Source organism: Xanthovirga aplysinae (assembly GCF_009711365.1).
GTDB lineage: Bacteria > Bacteroidota > Bacteroidia > Cytophagales > Cyclobacteriaceae > Xanthovirga > Xanthovirga aplysinae.
In genome coordinates this window covers 1-2,908 of sequence record NZ_SMMB01000632.1, presented here as the reverse complement: position 1 = coordinate 2,908, position 2,908 = coordinate 1, and the positions used below count along the sequence as shown (strand labels likewise).

At 33.1% G+C, this 2,908-nt stretch carries 2 protein-coding genes; both read left to right on the top strand.

Going from position 1 to position 2,908, the window contains the following annotated elements; translation table 11 throughout:
• On the top strand, positions 1-1,507 hold a 1,507-nt coding region (locus E1171_RS23580; RefSeq protein ID WP_187696228.1), incomplete at its 5' end, for a peptidase associated/transthyretin-like domain-containing protein.
• 413 nt (positions 1,508-1,920) lie between these two features.
• Positions 1,921-2,908, top strand: a 988-nt coding sequence (locus E1171_RS03485) for a tetratricopeptide repeat protein (protein ID WP_425509601.1), incomplete at its 3' end; no start/stop codon positions are given.

Sequence of the window (2,908 nt, the reverse complement as noted above, 5' to 3'; positions counted from 1 at the left end):
ACCTTTTAAAGACAGCACCACTTACACTTTCAACTTTAGGGATGCTGTTACAGATATTACTGAATATAATAAAGCTGAAAATGTCAGACTGGCCTTTAGTACTGGCCCCTACCTTGATTCTCTTCAGGTAAAAGGGGTAATTCGAGATCTACTCACCAATGAACCTATTAAGGAGGCAATTGTTTCCCTTTATCCTGCCAATGACACTTTGGACCTTTTTAACAGTGAACCTAACTATTTCACTATGAGTGGAGAAGATGGTTCTTATCTTATTGATAATATCAAAGATGGTGATTACCGTATTTATGCCTTTTCAACAAAAAGCAGAAATTTAACAGCAAAGACAGCAAATGATATTTATGGATTTTCTGCAAAAACACTGGATTTAAAGGCCAAAAGCGATACCATAAATATTGGCTTAGTAAAAAATAACATTGATTCCCTCAAACTTTTATATGCTCGCCCTTCCGGAAAATACTTTGAAATACGATTAAACAAGTATGTGACAGATTACTCATTAGAACCTATTGATTCGGATGCAAAGTTATTCAGTAACCTACAGGATGAAAATAAGACTATACGGGTCTATAATACTGATGAAAGAATAGAAGCGGATAGTATGCAAGTTAAATTATGGGCTATCGATAGCGTTAAAAATAAAGTAAATGAAAATCTTTATATAAAGTTTATCGAAAGTAGACAATCATTGGCTGACTTTGCTCAGACGGCCAAATCAAAACAATCTGATATTATCGATACGATAGAAATAAAATATACTTTTAATAAACCTATAAAAACAATAGTTCCTGACAGCTTGTACATTCAATATGATAGTTTAACAATTGATCCAATTGATGTGAATAAAGATTTACATTGGAACAAAACAAGAGATCAAGTAACCATTGTTAAAGCTATTGACCTTTCCAAGGTAAAACGAGAAGAGGAGCAACTGCCAATTAACAATACGGATTCCACCCTTAATCAAATAGATCAAAATGTGGATCAAAATGTGGAAAACCTTGCCGAAGAAAAAGATAAACAACCTGCAAGATTAAGTAGAAGAGAAAGAAAAGAGGCAGAACAAGTAAAACCAAAACCAAAGAAAATAAATTATGTGGATAGGGTAAGACTCTATAACTCAGCAGCAAGCTTCATTAGTATCGAAAATGATAGCAGTACAGTTGTGGATAATTTCTATACTTTTAAAGAACCTAAAAATTTCGGAATTATTAAAGGAAAAATCACCACCACTTATCCACATTATTATGTGCAACTACTCGATGACAAGAATCAGGTAATCGATGAACAAGTCAGTCCGAAGAATTATGAATTCAATTACGTAAAGCCTGGTACCTACAAAATTAGGGTTCTCGTTGCAAATAAAAATACCGGCAAATGGGAAATAGGAGATATTAGAAATAATGAGGAACCTGATCCTGTTTATTTCTATCCCAAAAATCTTACTGTACGAGCTAACTGGGAACTCCTGGAAGATCTTACTTTTTAAACTTCAATAATAAAGGAGTGGATTACCTGTGGAAAAGAAGTGAATAAACTGTGGGTAAATATAGTTTATTCACTCTCCACTTTGAGGTAATCTTTTTCCACCTAACAACTCTTCATTTTCAACAAGCTATTTCACACTTTTCCACTACTATTAACAATCTCCCTTTATCAACTCCGAGCATTTAAAAACTTATTCTACTTATGTTAATTACTATATAACACCTTCATTTATAGAAAGTTAAACTGTTAGGAATCTGTGGATAAAAACTAGATAAACTTCTCTTTTTCAACATCAAATTCAATTTTAAGATCATACCTTAAATTTTCAACATTTCCACATTCCTAATAATAAATAGTAAAAAATTTTATATAAATATATATTTACATTAATAGCTTGTTAAATGTGTGGATTATATGAAAAACTGTCGGAGACTTATTAAATATCTTTTCTTTATTCTATTAGTTTTTGGTTTAAGCTCTGATCTCATTGGTCAGGATAAAGAAAAAATTGCCCTTGCCAATGAATATTATGCCAAAGGAGATTTAAATAAGGCCGGCTTGCTTTACAAAGAGTTATTGCGCGATCGAAAAAATATTTCGTTTATCCACAACAATTATTTTCACTTACTTCTTGATTCTGCCTATTATCGTGAGGCACAGCGATATTTAAATAAATTATTAAGGTGGTACCCCGAAAGTGTTACTTACCAGGTGGAAAAGGCTGTTGTGTTAAAGAGAAAGGGAGAAGAACAGGAAAGCCAGGAGTCTATTTATGAATTAGTGGAGAAAGTAAAATCCAATCAGCACAAACTTCAATTGGTAGCTCAGCAATTGACTAAATATCAAATGATGGAACATGCCATCTATGCATATAAGGAGGGGCGGAAAATTGAGGACAGCCCTGCAGCATATTCTTTGCAGTTAGCCAGTTTATATAGGCTTCAGAACAATAAAAGTGATATGATACTGGAATATCTCTTATTTCTTGATGAAAATCCCTCACGAATCAATTATGTGCGAAATATTCTTCAAAATTTTCTCACAGAGGAAAAAGAGCAGCAGGCCTTTAAACAGTTAATTTTAGCTAGAGTTAGAAAAGAGCCTGAAAATAAAAATTATCCTGAATTGCTAATATGGGTTAATCTTCAACAGAAGAACTTTTATGGAGCTTTTGTTCAGGCTAGAGCGATGGATAAACGCTGGAAAACTAAGGGTACTGAAGTCATGAAAATCGCTCATTTAGCCCTAAAAAATGAAGAATATGAATTGGCTGTAAAGTTTTATCAATATGTTATCGAGACCTATCCGGGGGAAAGTACTTATTTTTTAGCCAGGAAAATGTTAATAGAAAGCCGAGAAGCAAAACTTAAAAACACATTTCCTGTGGATAAGTCGGGGATAA